Genomic DNA, 17245 nt, shown 5'->3' on the forward strand with positions numbered 1-17245 from the left:
GTCAGGCCAGGGCCGGCTCGGACTTCTCGATGACGGCGAGGTCCTGTGCAGACGGTTCCCACACCACGAACACGTAGTAGGCGACGTAGAAGTTGGTCTGGGTGTCCCAGTCCTTGGCCGAGCATTCCTCGACCTGCGTGAACGCCGCGCTGATGACCGCGCCGTGGGACTGACTCGGTCGGATCCTGATCGACTGGCTGTTCCCACCGGTCTGGATCGATGCGGAGCCGATGACATTGCTCAGCAAGGTCTGCACGGTGTCCAGAGCCGCGTCAGCGACATCCGGCGCGCTCGACCCGAAGACCCCGTCGAGGAGGGTCTTCGCGCCTGACATGTAGTCCGCGATGATCGGATCGGTCGAGTAGACCATCGAGTACTCGATCTGTCGCACGTCGGCATCCACGGCGTTCGGCACGGGAACGCCCATAGTCCGCTCAAAGCTGGCCTCGACAGCCGCCTGCAGCTGTGCGGTCAGCGCCTCCATCTTGGCGAGGAGCACAGAACTGTTCTGGATGTGTTTGGTCAGATTCGAATTCGAGTGCGCAGGCATGGTCGTCCCTTTCTTCGTGGTTGCTTTGTGACACTTCCCGCAGGTCTGACGAGCCGGGACTCCGGCTCGCGATCCCCACTCCTTGGAGTGAACCGCGTCTGTCGATGACCCCGCATCGGGCAAATGCCCCATCTCGGCGGCGCGACGTCAGCGCGATCCGCATCGTCCGAATGCCCGGCTCGTCCTCCCGGCTCGATCGCTCCCCTATCGTCGAGGTATGCCGAACATGAGAGTCGAACTCCTGCCCGGGCGGACCGTCGATCAGCGCCGCCGCTTCGCCGAACTTGTCACGGATGCCGCCGTCGAGGCGCTCGGCGCCCGCCGGCAGGACGTCCGGATCATGTTCGAAGAGGTCGCCGCCGACTTCGTCGCGAACGGCGGCGTGCTGGCCAGCGAGGACGCCGACCGCGCCGGTCAGGTCTCGCGCTTCCACGCCTGAATGAGAAGAGGGGCGGATGCCGCGGCTCCGAGCCGCGGCATCCGCCCCTCTTGTTCGGTCCTTACAGGCCCGCGATGATCTCGCGCATGAGCGCAGCGGTCTCGGACGGCGTCTTGCCGACCCTGACGCCGGCGGCCTCGAGGGCCTCCTTCTTCGCCTGCGCGGTGCCCGCGGAGCCCGAGACGATGGCGCCGGCGTGGCCCATGGTCTTGCCCTCGGGAGCGGTGAAGCCCGCGACGTAGCCGACGACCGGCTTGGTCACGTTCGCCTTGATGAAGTCGGCCGCGCGCTCCTCGGCGTCGCCGCCGATCTCGCCGATCATGACGATCGCCTTGGTCTCGGGGTCGGCCTCGAACGCGGCGAGCGCGTCGATGTGCGTGGTGCCGATGATCGGGTCGCCGCCGATGCCGATGGCCGTCGAGAAGCCGATCTCGCGCAGCTCGTACATCATCTGGTAGGTCAGGGTGCCCGACTTCGACACGAGGCCGATCGGGCCCTTGCCGGTGATGTTGGCGGGCGTGATGCCGACCAGCGACTCGCCGGGCGTGATGATGCCGGGGCAGTTCGGGCCGATGATGCGGGTCTTGTTCCCCTTCGACTGCGCGTAGGCCCAGGCCTCGGCAGTGTCGCCGACGGGCACGCCCTCGGTGATCACGACGAGGAGCGGGATCTCGGCGTCGATGGCCTCGACCATGGCGTCCTTCGTGAACGCCGGGGGTACGAACGCGATCGAGACGTCGGCGCCGGTGGCGGCGATGGCCTCTTCGACCGACGCGAAGACGGGCAGCTCGACGGGGTTGCCGTCGGCGTCGTGGTGCAGCACCGTGGTGCCGGCCTTGCGGGCGTTCACGCCGCCGACGACCTGCGTGCCGGCCTTGAGCATGAGCGCGGTGTGCTTGGTGCCCTCGCCGCCGGTGATGCCCTGGACGATGACCTTGGAGTCCTTGTTGAGGAAGATCGACATGTCTGTTCTTTCCTAGTTCCGGATGCTGAGGGGTCAGGCGTTGGCGAGCTCGGCGGCCTTGTCGGCGCCCTCGTCCATCGTCTCGGCCAGGGTCACGAGCGGGTGGTTCGCGTCGCGGAGGATCGCACGGCCCTCTTCGACCTTGTTGCCGTCGAGGCGCACGACGAGCGGCTTGGTGGCCGTCGAGCCGAGCTCGGCCAGCGCGCCGACGATGCCCTTGGCGACCGCGTCGCACGCGGTGATGCCGCCGAACACGTTGACGAACACGCTCTTGACCTGCGGGTCGCCCAGGATGACGTCCAGGCCGGCGGCCATGACCTCGGCCGAGGCGCCGCCGCCGATGTCGAGGAAGTTGGCGGGCTTCACGCCGCCGTGGTTCTCACCCGCGTACGCGACGACGTCGAGCGTCGACATGACCAGGCCCGCACCGTTGCCGATGACACCGACCTCGCCGTCGAGCTTGACGTAGTTGAGGTCGTTCGCCTTGGCCTTGGCCTCGAGCGGGTCGGCAGCGGCCTTGTCTTCGAGCAGCTCGTGGCCCGGGTGGCGGAAGTCGGCGTTCTCGTCGAGCGAGACCTTGCCGTCGAGGGCGATGATGTCGCCTTCCTCGGTCAGCACGAGCGGGTTCACCTCGACGAGCGTGGCGTCCTCGCCCTTGTAGACGTTGAAGAGCTTGACGAAGACGTCGCTCACCTTGTCGACCAGGTCCTCGCCGAAGCCGGCTGCCTGCGCGATCTCGACGGCCTTCTGCTTGTCGATGCCCTGCAGCGGGTCGACGGCGATGCGCGCGAGCGCCTCGGGACGCTCGACGGCGAGCTCCTCGATCTCCATGCCGCCCTCGACCGACGCGAGCGAGAGGTAGGAGCGGTTGGCCCGGTCCAGCAGCACCGAGAAGTAGTACTCCTTGTCGATGCGGGCGCCCTGGGCGACCATCACGCGCTTGACGACGTGACCCTTGATGTCGAGGCCGAGGATCGCCTTCGCGGCCTCGTAGGCCTCATCGGGCGTCTTGGCGACCTTCACGCCGCCGGCCTTGCCGCGGCCGCCGGTCTTGACCTGCGCCTTGACGACGACGACACCGCCGATCTTCTCGGCTGCGGCCCGCACCTCCTCCGGCGTGTCCGCGACGATGCCGGCGAGCACCGGCACCTCGTACTTCTCGAAAAGGTCTCGTGCCTGGTACTCGTACAGATCCACAGTTGTTTCCTTCGCAGGTGGCGAATGGGGTGGGGATGACGCGGAAAAGCGTCTCGACGTCGAGATATCGACCAGTCCCCCAGCCTACTACCGCTTGCTGTCCGGTTCTGACGGCAGCGACGCGCCGCCCAGGGCCCGGTAGCGCCCCGGGGTGCTCCCGATCACGGTCGCGAAGGCCGTGATGAAGCCGCTGGGGTTGGTCCACCCGCACGCGTGGGCGGTCTGGGTGACGTCGTTGCCGTCGGCGAGGAGCAGCAGCGCACGATAGACCCGCAGCTGGGTGCGCCACTCGTAGAAGGACATCCCGAGCTCGCTGCGCAGCAGTCGGCTGAGCGTTCGGGAGCTGGCGCCGATCCTGACTCCGAGCTCTGCCATCGACGCGTTGCTCCCCGGCTCCTCGGCCAGCAGCCGCGCCAGGGCCTGCAGACGATCATCTCGGGGATCGGGCAGATACAGGGGCTGTTCCTGCGCCTCGCTGAGCTCATCCACGAGGATCCGGGCGAGGCGGCGGCGAGCAGCCGGCCGATACCCGTTCGCCGCGCCATCGTGATGCTGCGGATCCGTCAGCGCGAGGACGACCTCGCGGGCAAGACCGGTGGTGAGGAAGACCGCCGGTCGATCGGGCAGGCGGACCGCCACGGACGGCGGAAGGAAGACGATCCGCATGTCGGTGTCGCCGTGCGCGTGGTGCTGGTGCGTGCTGCCCGCGGGCGTCCACGCGACCCGGCTCGCCGGGACGACCGACGTGCCGGCCGCCGTGCGGACAGTCAGGACGCCGGTGGCGGCGTACACGAGGTGTCCGCGGTCGTGAGACTGCACCGAGCTGGAGCCGCCCGACGACCACAGGTGGCGTCCCCCAGAGGGCCACACCGTCGAGGCGACGAGGTGTGAGGAGCGGGCTTGGCGGCGAACAGGCATCGAATGTCATTTTATCGGTGGCACGCCAGCCCGGGCCGGTGGTGATCTGGAGCGGCAGACCATCCCGGATCAAGAAGGAGACCCGCTATGACGACATTCGTCCTCGTGCCCGGAGCGTGGCATGGCTCTTGGGCCTTCGAACACGTCGTCCCGCTGCTCGAAGCGGCGGGTCACACCGCGCACGCCGTGACGCTGACGGGACTGGGGCCCGATGATGACGAGGCGACAGTCGCGCGTGCGAACCTCGACACCCATGCGGACGACGTCCTGCGGCTGCTCGACCGCGCCCAGGCCGGCGACGTGACACTGGTCGGCCACAGCTACGGCGGCATGGTGATCGCCGCCGCAGCCGACCGCGCGGGCGGCCGCATCTCGCGGCTCGTCCATCTGGACGCCTACGTACCGCGTGACGGCGAATCGTGCTGGTCGCTGACCACCGAGGCCTATCGGCAGTCGTTCGTGCACGGTGCCGCCCCGACCGGCTACAGCGTCCGACCGCCGTTCCGCGCGCCGCACGGGGGCGACCCGCGCCGCCGGCCGCACCCTCTCGCCTCGCTCGTGCAGTCGATCAGGCTCACGGGCGCGGTCGACCGGGTCTCGCGCCGCGACTTCGTCTACTGCTCGGGATGGGAGGACGAGACCCCCTTCACCAGCCTCCGCGCGAGGCTCCGGGCAGATCCGGGCTGGAATGTCCACGAGCTCCCGACCGCGCACAACGCGATGCGCGACGACCCGAGGGGCGTCGCGGAGCTCCTGGAGCGGGGCGCCCGCCGGTGACCGGCCGGACCGCCTCCGCGGGGGCGATCGCACACTGCATCGGCGCTACCCCGGCACTAGGCTCTCTTCAAGATGTCCGACACCGCCGCCGCCCAGGGCCTTTCCGCCGCCCAGGCCGCTTCGCGCGCCGCCGTGGTGGCCGCGGCCCTCGAGCTGTTCGCCGAGCAGGGCTTCGATCAGACCTCTGTCGAGCAGATCGCGCAGGCCGCGGGAGTGTCGCGCTCCACGTTCTTCCGGCAGTTCGGCGGCAAGGACGACGTGGTGTTCACCGACCACGAAGAGCTGCTCGACATGCTGCGCGACTTCCTGGCTCAGCAGCACCGCGACCCGTGGGCGGCCGTGTGCGAGGCATCCGTCCTCGTCTACGCGCACTTCGCGGCCGATCCCGAGCTCGCCCGCCGCCGGTACCGGGTGGTGCGCCAGGTGCCGGCGCTGCGCGACCGCGAGATCGTCACGGTGTTCCGGTACGAGCGCCTGTTCGACGAGTACCTGCGGGCGTCCCTTCCCGGGCTCGACCCGCTCGACGCTGTGGGGTTCGCGGCGCTCGTGACCGCCGTCCACAACCACGTGCTGCGCCGCCTCATCCGCAGCGCCAAGAAGGTGCCGGTCTCGGTGCTGCGTGCGGCGCTCGACGACGCCCGCCGCCGGTTCGGCGTACTGCCGGGCGACGACTCCGCACCGAGCGGCGACGACGTCGTGATCGCGGTGTTCCCGCGCTCGACCCCCACCGCCGAGCTCACGCGCCTGCTGCGCGAGCAGCTCGACTCCTGAGACCCGCTCAGAGCGCCTCGTACACGGCCCGCAGGTAGGTGCGCCCTCGCTCCGAGGCCAGGATGCCGTCCGACATGCGGTTCATGACGTAGGCGAACGTGACTCCGCGATCGAGGTCGGCGGTGACCAGCGATCCGCCCCAGCCGCCCCAGAAGGCGATGCGGCCCTCGGGGATGTACGACGTCGAGAGCTCGTGTCGCAGCCCCCACCCCAGGCCCCAGCGCAGCGGCAGCCCGAGCACGAGATCGGTGCCCTCGACCGGCGTGGTGAAGACGCGCTCGACGGTCTCGGGCGACAGCATCCGATGCCCGTCCACGGCGCCACGGCCTGCCAGCAGCGCGTTCAGTCGCGCTACCGAGCGGGCGTTTCCCTGGCCGCCCGCGCCGCCTACGCCGGCGGCGCGCCAGGCGCGCGTCCAGGTGATCTCGGCGCCGAGCACAGGTCCCGTGAACGTGCGCACCGCAGGCGAGTCCGGCGGGAGTGCCGACAGGTCCAGCTGTGCCGGGGGCGGCGGGACGACCGGTGACACGCGCCCGTCTTCGGAGGCCGGAAGCCCCAGCCAGAAGTCGGCGCCGAGCGGGCCGGCGAGCTCGTCGGCGACGAAGGCGCCGAGACTGCGCCCGGTCACCGCGCGGACGATGCCGTGCACCAGATGCCCGTAGTCGAGCAGGTGATAGCCCGAGGCGGCGCCCGCCGGCCACCACGGCGCCTGTGCAGCGAGCCGGTCGGTCGCGGCATCCACCTCGAGGATGTCGTCGGCGGTGACGGGCTGATCCCATCCCGATACGCCGGACGAGTGGGTCATCACGTGCCGCACCAGCACGTCCTGCTTGCCCGCGGCCGCGAACTCGGGCCAGTACGCCGCGACCGGTTCGTCGGGGTCGACCTCGCCCCGCTCGATGAGCAGCAGCAGTGCGAGCGACGACACCGTCTTGGACAGCGACCACACGTTCGTGAGCGTGTCGCGCTGCCACCGCACGCTGCGCTCGGCGTCGCTCCAGCCGCCCCACACGTCTGCCACGGGCCGCCCGTCGACGAGCACGCACAGCGAGCCGCCCAGCTCCTCCCCGCTCGCGAGGTTGGCGCGGAACGCCTCCGTGAGCCCGGCGAAGCGGCCGTCCGCCTCGCCCTGCACCATCGTCGTGTCTGCGACCTCGATCGACATCCCGTCTCCTTCGACGCTCGGGCGAGGCACAGTGCCGCCGTCCGCGGTGATCATGACTCGCTGCGCTGAACATACCGCGTGGTCGGTATGCTTGTCATCATCTCGCGCCATCGACCCGATCGCGGAAGGCGCGAAAGGATGGATCTCCGCCCAGGGCGGGCGCATCACGACGAGGAGGTCGGATGAGGATCACCGGAGCCGTGCTCGAAGTCTCGGGCGCGCAGCCGCCGTTCGCGGCGTCGCACCCCTTCACCGTCGGTGAGCTCGTGCTGGACCCGCCCGGGCGCGATGAGCTGCTCGTGCGCATCGAGGCGGCCGGCGTGTGCCACTCCGACCTCAGCGTCGTGGACGGCAACCGCGTGCGCCCTGTGCCGATGCTGCTCGGCCACGAAGCTGCCGGCATCGTGGAGCAGGCCGGCGACGGCGTCGACGGCCTCGCACCGGGCGACCGCGTCGTCATGACGTTCCTCCCGCGCTGCGGGCACTGCGATGGATGCCGCACCGCAGGCCGGCTGCCCTGCGCACCCGGCTCGGCCGCGAACAACGCGGGCACGCTGCTGGGCGGAGGCATCCGCCTGCATCGGAGCGCGCCGGATGCCGGCGGCATGACGCACGACGTGCACCATCACCTCGGCGTCTCGGCGTTCGCGACGCACGCGGTCGTGAACCAGGCGTCGGTCGTGCGCGTCGATGCGGACGTCCCGCCCGAGATCGCTGCACTGCTCGGTTGCGCCGTGCTGACCGGCGGGGGCGCCGTGATCAACGCCGGTCGCCCGGCGCCGGGCGACCGGGTCGTCGTCGTGGGGCTGGGCGGGGTGGGCATGGCGGCCCTTCTCGTCGCCCTCGCGCTCGGGCACGAGGTCGTCGGCGTCGACCCGGTGCCGGCCAAGCTCGCCTTCGCCCGCACGTGCGGCGCGGCCGAGGCGCTCACCCCCGCCGACGCCGTGGACCGCGGCATCCGCGCACCCCTCGTCGTCGAGGCGGCCGGAACGGTGCGCGCGTTCGAGACCGCACTGGAGCTCACCGCCCCGGGCGGCACGACCGTGACGGTCGGCCTGCCTGCGCCCGACGCGCGCGCCGCCGTGTCGCCTCTCGTGCTGACCGCACAGGCGCGCACGATCGTCGGGAGCTACCTCGGCTCGGCCGTGCCGGACCGCGACATCCCGCGTTACGTCGACCTGTGGCGCGCCGGACGCCTGCCGCTGGAGCGGCTGGTGTCCTCGCACATCGGCCTCGACGACATCGACGTCGCCATGGACCGGCTCGCCGCGGGCGGCGAGCTGCGCCAGCTCATCACGTTCTGACCCACCGCCCACCGAGAGGAATCCCCCCATGACCAGAACCGCCATCGTCACCGGCGCGGCCCGCGGCATCGGCGCCGCCACCGCCCGCCGCCTCGCCGCCGACGGTCACGCCGTCGCCGTGCTCGATCTGGACGACGCCGCCTGCGCAGACACTGTCACCGCGATCGTGGATGCCGGCGGCCAGGCCATCGCCGTCGGCGCTGACGTCGCTGACGCGGCGTCGGTCGAGCGCGCCGTGGCCCGGGTCGCCGACGAGCTCGGCGCGCCGACGATCCTCGTCAACAACGCGGGCATCCTGCGCGACAACCTGCTGTTCAAGATGACCGAGGACGACTGGGACGCCGTGCTGGGCGTCCACCTGCGCGGCGCATTCCTGATGTCGCGCGCCGTGCAGGAGCACCAGGTCGCCGCGGGGTGGGGCAGGATCGTCAATCTGTCCAGCACGTCGGCGCTCGGCAACCGTGGGCAGGCGAACTACGCCGCCGCCAAGGCCGGCATGCAGGGCTTCACCAAGACGCTCGCGATCGAACTCGGCCGGTTCGGCGTCACCGCCAACGCGATCGCGCCGGGGTTCATCGTGACCGACATGACCCGGGCGACGGCCGCGCGCGTCGGCGTCCCGTTCGACGACTTCATCGCGCACGCGGCCGCCGAGATCCCGGTGCAGCGCGCCGGGCAGCCCGAAGACATCGCCGCGGCAGCCTCGTTCTTCTGCTCCGACGAGGCCGGCTTCGTGTCGGGCCAGGTGCTGTACGTCGCGGGCGGGCCGCGCGCATGAGCATCGCGGTCACCTCCCCCGCCGCGCTGCCCGACGCCGTCGGCGCTGTCGCGACCGGCGAGTGGTTCACGATCGACCAGGAGCGCATCGCAGCGTTCGCTGACGCGACCGAGGACTGGCAGTGGATCCACCTCGACGCCGAGCGCGCCGCCGCCGGTCCGTTCGGCGCCACGATCGCCCATGGCTATCTCACGCTCTCGCTGCTGCCGCGGCTGACCGAGGGACTGCTCGCCGTCGACGGCACGGCGATGGTCGTCAACTACGGCCTGGACCGTGTGCGCTTCCTGCAGCCGGTGACCGTGGATTCCCGGGTGCGCGCCGTGACCGAGGTGTCGTCGGCCGAGTCGACGCCGCAGGGCTGGCGTGCGGGTCTGCGCACGACGGTCGAGCTCGAGGGCTCGCCCCGCCCCGCGCTGGTGGCCGACGCGGTGGCGCTCTTCGTCCCCGAAGGCTGAACAGTGGATGCCGGCGGCCTCGGCCGCCGGCATCCACTCGCAGGCTCGGTCAGACGCGCTCGAGCACCATCGCCATGCCCTGCCCGCCGCCGACGCACATCGTCTCCAGCCCGTACCGGCCGCCGGTCACCGCGAGGCCGTTGAGGAGGGTCGACGTGATGCGGGCGCCGGTCATGCCGAACGGGTGCCCCACCGCGATCGCCCCGCCGTGCACGTTGAGTCGCTCGGGGTCGATGCCGAGCTCGCGCGCCGACGGGATCACCTGCGCGGCGAACGCCTCGTTGATCTCGACGAGGTCCATGTCCTCGATCGACAGGCCGGCGCGCGCGAGCGCACGACGCGACGCCTCGACGGGCCCGAGGCCCATGATCTCGGGAGACAGCGCCGAGACGCCGGTCGACACGATGCGCGCCAGCGGCTGCAGGCCGAGCTCGTCCACGACGCGGTCCGACACCACCACCACCGCGGCGGCGCCGTCGTTGAGCGGACAGCAGTTGCCGGCGGTGACCGTGCCGTCGGGCCGGAACACCGGGTCCAGCGCGGCGAGCGCGTCGATGGTCACCCCCGGGCGCGGGCCCTCATCAGCGGCGACCACCGTGCCGTCGCCGAGGGTCACCGGGGTGATGTCGCGCGCCCAGAACCCCGACGCGATCGCCGCCTCGGCCCGCTGCTGCGAGCGCGCGGCGAAGGCGTCCTGCTCGTCGCGCGTGATGCCGCGCAGCTGCGCCACGTTCTCGGCGGTCTGCCCCATCGCGATGTAGGGGTCGGGGAGCGCCCCGGCCATGCGCGGGTCGCTCCACGCCTCCGTGCCGGCGCCGGTCCGTGCCGCGGTGCGCTGAAGAGCACCGGCGAAGGCCGGGTTGACGGCATCCGGCAGATCCGAGACGCCCGCGCCGTACCGCGACACGGACTCGACGCCGGCCGAGACGAACACGTCGCCCTCGCCTGCCTTGATGGCATGGAACGCCATGCGGGTCGTCTGCAGCGACGACGAGCAGTACCGGTTGACTGTCGCGCCGGGCACGGTGTCGAGTCCCGACAGCACCGCGACGATGCGCGCCAGGTTGAAGCCCTGCTCGCCGGCGGGCTGGCCGCAGCCGACGAGCAGGTCGTCGATCCGCGCGGGGTCGAGTCCCGGCAGCGCGTCGAGCGCCGCACGCACCATGCGCGCGGCGAGGTCTTCCGGTCGCACGCCGGCGAGCGATCCCTTGCGCGCGCGCCCGATCGGCGAGCGCGCGGTGGCCACGATGTAGGCCTCGGTCATGGGTTCGTCCTTCTCTCTGGTGCTCTTCTGGTGTCGAGTAACCGCGTCGTCGTCGAACGACCCCGTTCTCGACGCGGAGAACGTGGCTGCTCGGCGAGTGACCGCGTTCTCGACGAGGTGGGTGGGTGGGGTGGGTGGGGTGGGTGGCGTGGGTGGGGTGGTGGGGTGGGGGTGGATGCCACGGGTCACACGAATGCGGCGATGCCGGTGATGGCGCGACCGACGATGAGCGAGGTCATGTCGTACGTGCCCTCGAAGGTGTAGACCGCCTCGGCGTCTGCGAAGTAGCGGGCGACGCCGTAGCCGGCGGGGATCCCCAGCTGCTCCTGTCCGCCCAGCTGCACGCCGTTGCCGCCGCTGATCTCGCGGCACAGCGCCACGGTCTCGCGCACCCGGGCGCTCACGAACGCCTTGGCCATGGCGGAGTGGTGGTCGTGCTGCTCGCCGGCGTCCTGCAGCTGCGACACGCGCACGCACATGCCGATGCACGCCGTGATGTTCGCGAGGGCGTCGGCGAGCTTCTGCTGCACGAGCTGGAACGACGCGATCGGCTTTCCGAACTGCACGCGCGCCTTTGCGTAGGCGAGAGCGCACTCGTACGCGCCGACGGCCACGCCGAGCGCCTGCCAGGCCACCTGGGCGCGAGTGAGGCGCAGCACGACCGCGAGGTCGCGGAACCCGTCGATGCGCTGCAGCCGGTCGGCCTCGGCCACGACCACGTCGCGCAGCACGATGTCGGCGTTCTCGACGGTGCGCAGCGACTGCTTGCGCTCGATCTTGGTCGCGGTGAATCCCGGCGTCGGCGTGCGGACGAGGAACCCCTTGACCTGCTGGTCGGACACGTCGCGCGCCCAGATGACGACGAGGTCGGCGAACGCGCCGTTGCCGATCCAGCGCTTGGCGCCGTTGAGCACCCACTCGTCGGTGCCGTCGGCGCGCGCACGGCGCTCGGCGGTGGTCTCGAGCCCCTTGGCGGTGTCGGAGCCGTGGCTGGGCTCGGTGAGGCCGAAGCACGCGATCTGCTCGCCACGGGCGAGCACCGGCAGCCACTCGGCGCGCTGCTCGTCGGAGCCGCCGACGGCGATCGAGGTCATGGCGAGCCCGCTGTGCACGCCGATGAAGGTCGCCGTGGACGGATCGGCGCGCGCGATCTCCATCGCCACCCAGCCGCGGAACACGTTGCTGTTCTCGAACGAGCGCGTCTCGGGGAACGCATTGCCGTAGAGCCCGAGCTGCGCGAAGCGAGGGACGAGATGCCGCGGGCTCTCGGCGCGGTCCCAGTGGTCGTCGGCGAAGGGCCGCACCTCGGTGTCGAGGAAGTCGCGGATCTCGCGCAGCGCCCGCTGCTCGTCCTGCGTCAGCAGGGTCTGGAAGCCGTAGAAGTCGGCATCGAGCACATCGGCGGGCGCCGCGTCGGTCTCGGGGGCCTCGGTGGCCGGGGCGCCGGCGCTCGGGGTCAAGGTGAACGTCATCGTGTCTCCTCGGTGGGTCGGACTCTGGGTCGTGCGAACGAGTATGCAACACTTTCGAATCTGTTGCATCGCGCCGGGCGATCGCCGGTAGAGTTCCGGCATGACCCGGACGGCGACCGACACCGCCCGCGCGACGATCGCCACAGTGGGGACGGATGCCGCCCCCTCGTGGCTCTCGGAGCGCCTGGCCGACGGCATCCACTCCGACGCGCAGCGCGCGTTCGACACGGCACGCGAGGCGTTCATCGCCGGGCGGCGGATCGACATGACCGCGCTCGCGGCGACGCTCGGCGTGGACCGCACGTCGCTGTTCCGCTGGGTCGGCAATCGCGATGCACTGCTGGGCGAGGTGCTGTGGTCGCTCGCGATCCCGACGCTCGTGCAGGCAGAGCGCGCTGCCTCCGACTCGGCCGGCGCCGAGCGGATCGCCGCGATCCTCACGCACTTCGTGGACGACCTCATCACGGCCGAGTACTTCCGGTCGTTCCTGCGCAGGGAGCCCGCTCGCGCCCTTCGGCTGCTCACCACGAAAGAGAGCCCGATCCAGCGACGCTACGTCGCGACCGCGGAATGGCTGGTGCGCCGGGACCTCGGCACCGCGCCGCTGGGCGGCGCCATCACGCCGGCCGATCTCGCGTACATCCTGGTGCGCCTGTCGGAGTCGTTCACGTATGCCGACCTGATCTCGGGCGACGCGCCCAGCGCAGACCGCGCGCGCGTCGCGTTCCGCCTCCTGCTGCGGGCGGACGCCTGATGCCGGTCTTCGCCGTACGCGAGCCCTTCGCCACCCGCTGGAACGACAACGACCAGTACGGCCACCTCAACAACACCGTCTACTACGCCGCGATGGACACGGCCGTGAACGCGTTCATGATCCGCGAGGGCGCTCTGGCGCCCGTCGGCGGCGATGCGATCGCACTGTGCGCGGCTTCGTCGTGCGAGTTCCGGGCATCGGCCGGCTTTCCGGAGCCGCTCGAGGTCGGCATCGGCGTCGAGCGGCTGGGCACCACGAGCGTCACGTGGGCGCTCGCGATCCTGCGCGCGGGGACGGATGACGAGATCGCGACGGGACGCTTCGTGCACGTGTTCGTGGATGCCGTGACCCGGCGTCCGACGCCGGTGCCGGCATCCATCCGCGCCGCGCTGGACGCGCACGGCCTCGCCGACTGACACCGCCGCCTGCGACCGAGACGAACAAACCGACCATCCGGTATGCTCGTGTCCACGGCCCGCCGACGGGACGTGGAGAGAGTCGACGATGACCGCAGTTCCGGGACTGGATGCCGGTGCCCTGACCGACTGGCTGGCCGAGGCCCACCCCGACCTCGCCCAGGGCGAGCTGACCGCCACCGTCATCGCGGGCGGACGCAGCAACCTCACCTACGCGGTGGACGGCGCAACGATCCCGCTCATCGTGCGACGCCCGCCACTGGGCCACGTGCTCTCGAGCGCGCACGACATGCGGCGCGAGCACCGGGTCGTCTCCGCCCTCGCCGGGACCGCGGTCCCTGTCCCCCGCGCGATCGACATCGTCGACGACACCTCCAGCGCCCGCGTCACCGGCACCGTGTTCTTCGTGATGGAGCGGGCGCCCGGGCGCGTGCTGGCCCACCGCTCGCAGAACGCCGCCTACGCGCCCGATGCCCTGCGGCGGCTGAGTCTCGACCTGGCACGCCATCTCGCCGACCTGCACGCGGTGGACCCTGCCGGGGTGGGCCTCGGGGACTTCGGCCGTCCCGACGGATATCTGGACCGCCAGCTGTCCACGTGGCGCCGGCAGCTCGATGCCTCCCGCTCGCGCGAGACGCCGGCGCTGGATGCTCTGCAGGGCAGCCTGGCGAGCGGCATCCCCCGCTCTGCGCGGACCGGGATCGTGCACGGCGACTACCGCCTCGACAACGCGCTCGTCGTCGACCGCCCCGAGGGTCCGCGCATCTCGGCGATCCTCGACTGGGAGATGGCGACGCTCGGCGACCCGCTCGTGGACCTCGGCATCCTCGCGCTGTACTGGGACATCGCCGACCTGCCGGGCGGAGCCGGCGCCGTGCCGAGCGCCGTCGACCCCGAGGCGGGCTATGCGACCTTCGACGAACTCGTCGACGCCTACGCAGAGCACGCCGGGATCGCGGTGCCCGATCTGCGGTGGTACCGCGCCTTCGCCGCGTACAAGCTCGCCGTCATCCTCGAGGGCATCCACTTCCGCTACCAGGCCGGCGCGACCGTCGGCGAGGGGTTCGAGCGCATGGGCGCGCTCGTCGAACCGCTCGCCGGACTCGGCCGGCGCACACTCGATCCCCGCACGGAGGTGCATTGATGGACTTCGCTCCCGACGCCACGGCACAGGACGTCACCGACCGCGCCCGCGCATTCGTCGACGAGTTCGCGCTGCCGGCGGAGCCGCTGCTCGATGAGCAGCTGGCCGCGACCCCCGGCGAGTGGGGCGTGCGCCCGATCGTGCGGGACCTGCAGCGCGAGGCACGTGCGCGCGGGCTGTGGAACCTCTTCCTCCCCGGCCGGCGCGGTGCGGGGCTGGGCAACCTGCAGTACGCACCGGTCGCCGAGGTCACCGGATGGAGCCCGCGCCTCGCGCCGGCCGCGTTCAATTGCGCCGCGCCCGACACCGGCAACATGGAGGTGCTGAACGAGTTCGGCAGCCCCGCACAGCAGGAGCAGTGGCTCGAGCCGCTGCTGGATGCCCGCATCCGCTCCGCGTTCTGCATGACCGAGCCCGATGTCGCCTCGTCGGACGCCACGAACATCGGCACCCGCATCCGGCGCGACGGCGACCACTACGTGATCACGGGTCGCAAGTGGTGGTCGACAGGCGCGATGAACCCTGACGCCGCGATCTTCATCGTGATGGGCAAGACCGACCCGGAGGCGGCCCGCCATCGTCAGCAGTCGATGATCCTGGTTCCTCGGGACACCCCCGGCGTGCGGATCGTCCGCCCGCTCACGGTGTTCGGCTACGACGATCGCGACCACGGCGGGCACGCCGAGGTCGCGTTCGAGGACGTCCGCGTGCCGGCCGGCAACCTCATCGCGGGCGAGGGCGAGGGCTTCGCGATCGCGCAGGCCCGCCTCGGGCCCGGCCGCATCCACCACTGCATGCGGGCGCTCGGCATGGGCGAGCGTGCCCTCGCCCTCATGACCTCACGTGCGGCGGGGCGGCACGCGTTCGGTCGCACCCTCGCCGAGCAGGGTGTCGTGCGCGAGTGGATCGCCGAAGCGCGCATCCAGCTCGAGGCGCTGCGCCTGCTCGTCCTCAAGACCGCCTGGCTCATGGACACCGTCGGCAACCGGCACGCGATGACCGAGATCCAGGCGATCAAGATCGCCGTGCCGCGGGCGGTGCAGCAGATCATCGACCGGGCGATCCAGCTGCACGGCGGCGCGGGCGTGTCATCCGACACGCCGCTCGCCGAGCTCTACGCCGGCATCCGGTCGCTGCGCATCGCCGACGGTCCCGACGAGGTGCACCTGGCGAGCCTCGGTCGCGCGCAGCTGCGCGACCGCTGAGCAGGTGCCGCCGGCATCCACTCATCCGAGGATCCACAATCCGACGTCGAAGGAGACGACATGACCCACCCCCACGACCCCGCCGTCGACGGGCCGGGATTCGCGACGATGTCGGTCGCGAGCATCCTCGCCGAGTCCGCGGCGCGGCACGCCGACCGCGTCGCGTTCCACTTCGCAGGCGGCACGACGAGCTACCGCGAGCTGTGGGACCAGACCCGTGCCTATGCCGGAGCACTGCGCGAGCGCGGCATCGGCCGGGGCGATCGCGTCGCGATGCTCATGCCGAACGTGCCGGACTTCGCCCGCGTCTACTACGCGGCGCTGTCGCTGGGCGCGATCGTGGTGCCGGTGCACCTGCTCTTCAAGGCCGACGAGATCGCCTACGTGCTGCGCGACGCCGACGCCGACCTGCTGGTCGTCGCGGCACCGCTGCTCGGCGAGGCCGTGCCCGCCGCGACGGCGGCCGGAGTGCCGCTGGTCACGGTGCTGCTGCCTCCGCAAGCCCCGACCGGTGGCGACCTGCCGCGCCTGGAGGCCGAGGCGGCCGCCGCGACGCCGATCGCCCGGCACGAGCCCGTGCGCCCGCTGGATGCGGCCACGATCCTGTACACCAGCGGCACCACCGGAACGCCCAAGGGCGCCGTCGGCTCGCACCTGTCGATCATCGAGCAGGTGCACACGACACTCATCGACGCGTTCGATCTGCGCGCCGACGACGTCGTGTTCGGCGGGCTGCCGCTGTTCCACACCTTCGGCCAGACGGCGGTGATGAACATCGCGCTGCGGGTCGGGGCATCCGTCGTGCTGCTCCCCCGCTTCGACGCCGACGAGGCGCTCGCGCTCATGACCGGCCTCGGGGCGACGGTGTTCACCGCCGTGCCGACGATGTACGTCGGCATGCTCGAGGCGGCCCGCCGCACCGCCGGGCGTCCGCCGCTGCGCTACGCCGTCTCGGGCGGCGCCGCCCTGCCCGTCGCCGTGCTCGAGGCGTTCCGCGAGGCCTTCGGCGCCGACGTGCACGAGGGCTACGGACTCACCGAGACCGCGCCCACGGTGTCGTCGAATCCGCTGCGGCAGCCGATCCGGCCGGGAACGGTCGGGCGCCCGCTGTGGGGCGTCGACGTCGCGATCGCCGATCCCGACGTCGAGGGCACGGTGGCGCTGATCGACGCGCCGGGCGCGCTCGGCGAGATCGTGGTGCGCGGCCACAACCTGTTCAAGGGGTACCTCGGCCGACAGGACGCCTCCGCCGACGCCGTCGTCGACGGCTGGTTCCGCACCGGAGACCTGGGAACCTACGTCGACGGCGTGCTCACGATCGTCGACCGCAAGAAGGACATGATCGTCCGCTCCGGCTACAACGTGTACCCCACCGAGGTCGAGGCGGTCCTCGCCCGCCACCCCGGCGTCGCCGTCGCCGCGGTGTTCGGCGTGTCCGATGACGTGCGCGGACAGGAGGTGCACGCCGCCGTCGTCCCGCACGACGGCGTGACGCTCGACGCCGACGACGTGGTGGCGTTCACGCGCGAGCGCATCGCCGCCTACAAGTACCCGCGCGTCGTCCACGTCGTGCCCTCACTGCCCCTCGGCGCCAGCGGCAAGGTGCTCAAGCGCGACCTCGTGGCGCAGTTCACCCCGGTCGCCTGACGCGCCCGTCCCGGCCGACGCCGGG

At 71.5% G+C, this 17245-nt stretch carries 18 protein-coding genes; 11 read left to right on the plus strand and 7 right to left on the minus strand.

Annotation, left to right across the window (positions count from 1 at the left end):
* Position 1 precedes the first annotated feature (1 nt).
* Positions 2-499, minus strand: a complete 498-nt coding sequence (locus ABEA46_RS08440) for a hypothetical protein (RefSeq protein WP_345543985.1) — start codon at positions 497-499, stop codon at positions 2-4.
* Between the two features lie 268 nt (positions 500-767).
* Between ABEA46_RS08440 and ABEA46_RS08445 the strand changes: the two genes are divergently transcribed.
* Positions 768-989 carry a tautomerase family protein gene (locus ABEA46_RS08445; protein ID WP_345543986.1) on the plus strand — a complete coding sequence of 74 codons (222 nt, stop codon included), beginning with the start codon at positions 768-770 and terminating at the stop codon, positions 987-989.
* A 61-nt stretch (positions 990-1050) separates the two neighbouring features.
* Here ABEA46_RS08445 and sucD read toward each other — a convergent pair whose 3' ends face one another.
* The 3 genes from sucD to ABEA46_RS08460 all read right to left on the minus strand — a co-directional run bounded on the left by sucD (position 1051) and on the right by ABEA46_RS08460 (position 4068).
* Positions 1051-1953 carry a succinate--CoA ligase subunit alpha gene (gene sucD / locus ABEA46_RS08450; protein WP_345543987.1) on the minus strand — a complete coding sequence of 301 codons (903 nt, stop codon included), beginning with the start codon at positions 1951-1953 and terminating at the stop codon, positions 1051-1053.
* 33 nt (positions 1954-1986) lie between these two features.
* The gene (sucC, locus tag ABEA46_RS08455) at positions 1987-3150 is read right to left on the minus strand and encodes an ADP-forming succinate--CoA ligase subunit beta (RefSeq protein ID WP_345543988.1); all 1164 of its coding nucleotides are present in this window, start codon (positions 3148-3150) and stop codon (positions 1987-1989) included.
* An 87-nt stretch (positions 3151-3237) separates the two neighbouring features.
* On the minus strand, positions 3238-4068 hold the full coding sequence (locus ABEA46_RS08460; protein ID WP_345543989.1) for a helix-turn-helix domain-containing protein: 831 nt from the start codon (positions 4066-4068) through the stop codon (positions 3238-3240).
* Between the two features lie 87 nt (positions 4069-4155).
* Between ABEA46_RS08460 and ABEA46_RS08465 the strand changes: the two genes are divergently transcribed.
* Both ABEA46_RS08465 and ABEA46_RS08470 read left to right on the plus strand, forming a co-directional pair.
* Positions 4156-4845, plus strand: a complete 690-nt coding sequence (locus ABEA46_RS08465; RefSeq protein ID WP_345543990.1) for an alpha/beta fold hydrolase — start codon at positions 4156-4158, stop codon at positions 4843-4845.
* A gap of 72 nt (positions 4846-4917) precedes the next feature.
* Entirely contained in the window at positions 4918-5616 is a 699-nt protein-coding gene (locus ABEA46_RS08470) for a TetR family transcriptional regulator (protein ID WP_345543992.1), read from the plus strand.
* Between the two features lie 7 nt (positions 5617-5623).
* On the opposite strand, the gene ABEA46_RS08475 is transcribed toward ABEA46_RS08470, so the two are convergent.
* Positions 5624-6781 (minus strand): serine hydrolase domain-containing protein, encoded by a 1158-nt coding sequence (locus ABEA46_RS08475; RefSeq protein ID WP_345543993.1) that lies wholly within the window; start codon positions 6779-6781, stop codon positions 5624-5626.
* A 182-nt stretch (positions 6782-6963) separates the two neighbouring features.
* Here ABEA46_RS08475 and ABEA46_RS08480 point away from each other — a divergent pair, with 182 nt between their 5' ends.
* Genes ABEA46_RS08480 through ABEA46_RS08490 form a run of 3 tightly spaced genes read left to right on the plus strand, consistent with a single transcriptional unit; the run spans position 6964 to position 9318 of the window.
* Positions 6964-8085, plus strand: a complete 1122-nt coding sequence (locus ABEA46_RS08480) for an alcohol dehydrogenase catalytic domain-containing protein (RefSeq protein ID WP_345543994.1) — start codon at positions 6964-6966, stop codon at positions 8083-8085.
* 28 nt (positions 8086-8113) lie between these two features.
* A complete protein-coding gene (locus tag ABEA46_RS08485; protein WP_345543995.1) occupies positions 8114-8863 on the plus strand; it encodes an SDR family oxidoreductase in 750 nt (249 codons plus the stop codon).
* Entirely contained in the window at positions 8860-9318 is a 459-nt protein-coding gene (locus ABEA46_RS08490; protein ID WP_345543996.1) for a MaoC family dehydratase, read from the plus strand. Before ABEA46_RS08485 ends, ABEA46_RS08490 begins: the two co-directional genes overlap by 4 nt.
* 49 nt (positions 9319-9367) lie before the next feature.
* Here the strand turns inward: ABEA46_RS08490 and ABEA46_RS08495 are convergent, their stop codons facing one another.
* Positions 9368-10582 carry an acetyl-CoA C-acetyltransferase gene (locus tag ABEA46_RS08495; protein WP_345543997.1) on the minus strand — a complete coding sequence of 405 codons (1215 nt, stop codon included), beginning with the start codon at positions 10580-10582 and terminating at the stop codon, positions 9368-9370.
* Between the two features lie 185 nt (positions 10583-10767).
* Positions 10768-12054 carry an acyl-CoA dehydrogenase family protein gene (locus ABEA46_RS08500; RefSeq protein WP_345543998.1) on the minus strand — a complete coding sequence of 429 codons (1287 nt, stop codon included), beginning with the start codon at positions 12052-12054 and terminating at the stop codon, positions 10768-10770.
* A gap of 100 nt (positions 12055-12154) precedes the next feature.
* On the opposite strand from ABEA46_RS08500, the gene ABEA46_RS08505 reads away from it, so the two are divergent.
* The 5 genes from ABEA46_RS08505 to ABEA46_RS08525 all read left to right on the plus strand — a co-directional run bounded on the left by ABEA46_RS08505 (position 12155) and on the right by ABEA46_RS08525 (position 17220).
* Entirely contained in the window at positions 12155-12808 is a 654-nt protein-coding gene (locus tag ABEA46_RS08505; RefSeq protein WP_345544000.1) for a QsdR family transcriptional regulator, read from the plus strand.
* A complete protein-coding gene (locus ABEA46_RS08510) occupies positions 12808-13224 on the plus strand; it encodes an acyl-CoA thioesterase (protein WP_345544001.1) in 417 nt (138 codons plus the stop codon). The genes ABEA46_RS08505 and ABEA46_RS08510 overlap by 1 nt, the downstream gene beginning before the upstream one ends.
* An 88-nt stretch (positions 13225-13312) precedes the next feature.
* Positions 13313-14368 carry a phosphotransferase family protein gene (locus ABEA46_RS08515; RefSeq protein ID WP_345544003.1) on the plus strand — a complete coding sequence of 352 codons (1056 nt, stop codon included), beginning with the start codon at positions 13313-13315 and terminating at the stop codon, positions 14366-14368.
* Complete coding sequence (locus ABEA46_RS08520) at positions 14368-15573, plus strand: acyl-CoA dehydrogenase family protein (RefSeq protein WP_345544004.1); 1206 nt, start codon at positions 14368-14370, stop codon at positions 15571-15573. Before ABEA46_RS08515 ends, ABEA46_RS08520 begins: the two co-directional genes overlap by 1 nt.
* A gap of 60 nt (positions 15574-15633) precedes the next feature.
* The gene (locus ABEA46_RS08525) at positions 15634-17220 is read left to right on the plus strand and encodes an AMP-binding protein (protein ID WP_345544005.1); all 1587 of its coding nucleotides are present in this window, start codon (positions 15634-15636) and stop codon (positions 17218-17220) included.
* The last annotated feature ends 25 nt before the right edge of the window (positions 17221-17245 follow it).

The sequence above is a fragment of the Microbacterium jejuense genome (genome assembly GCF_039544225.1).
Lineage (GTDB): Bacteria > Actinomycetota > Actinomycetes > Actinomycetales > Microbacteriaceae > Microbacterium > Microbacterium jejuense.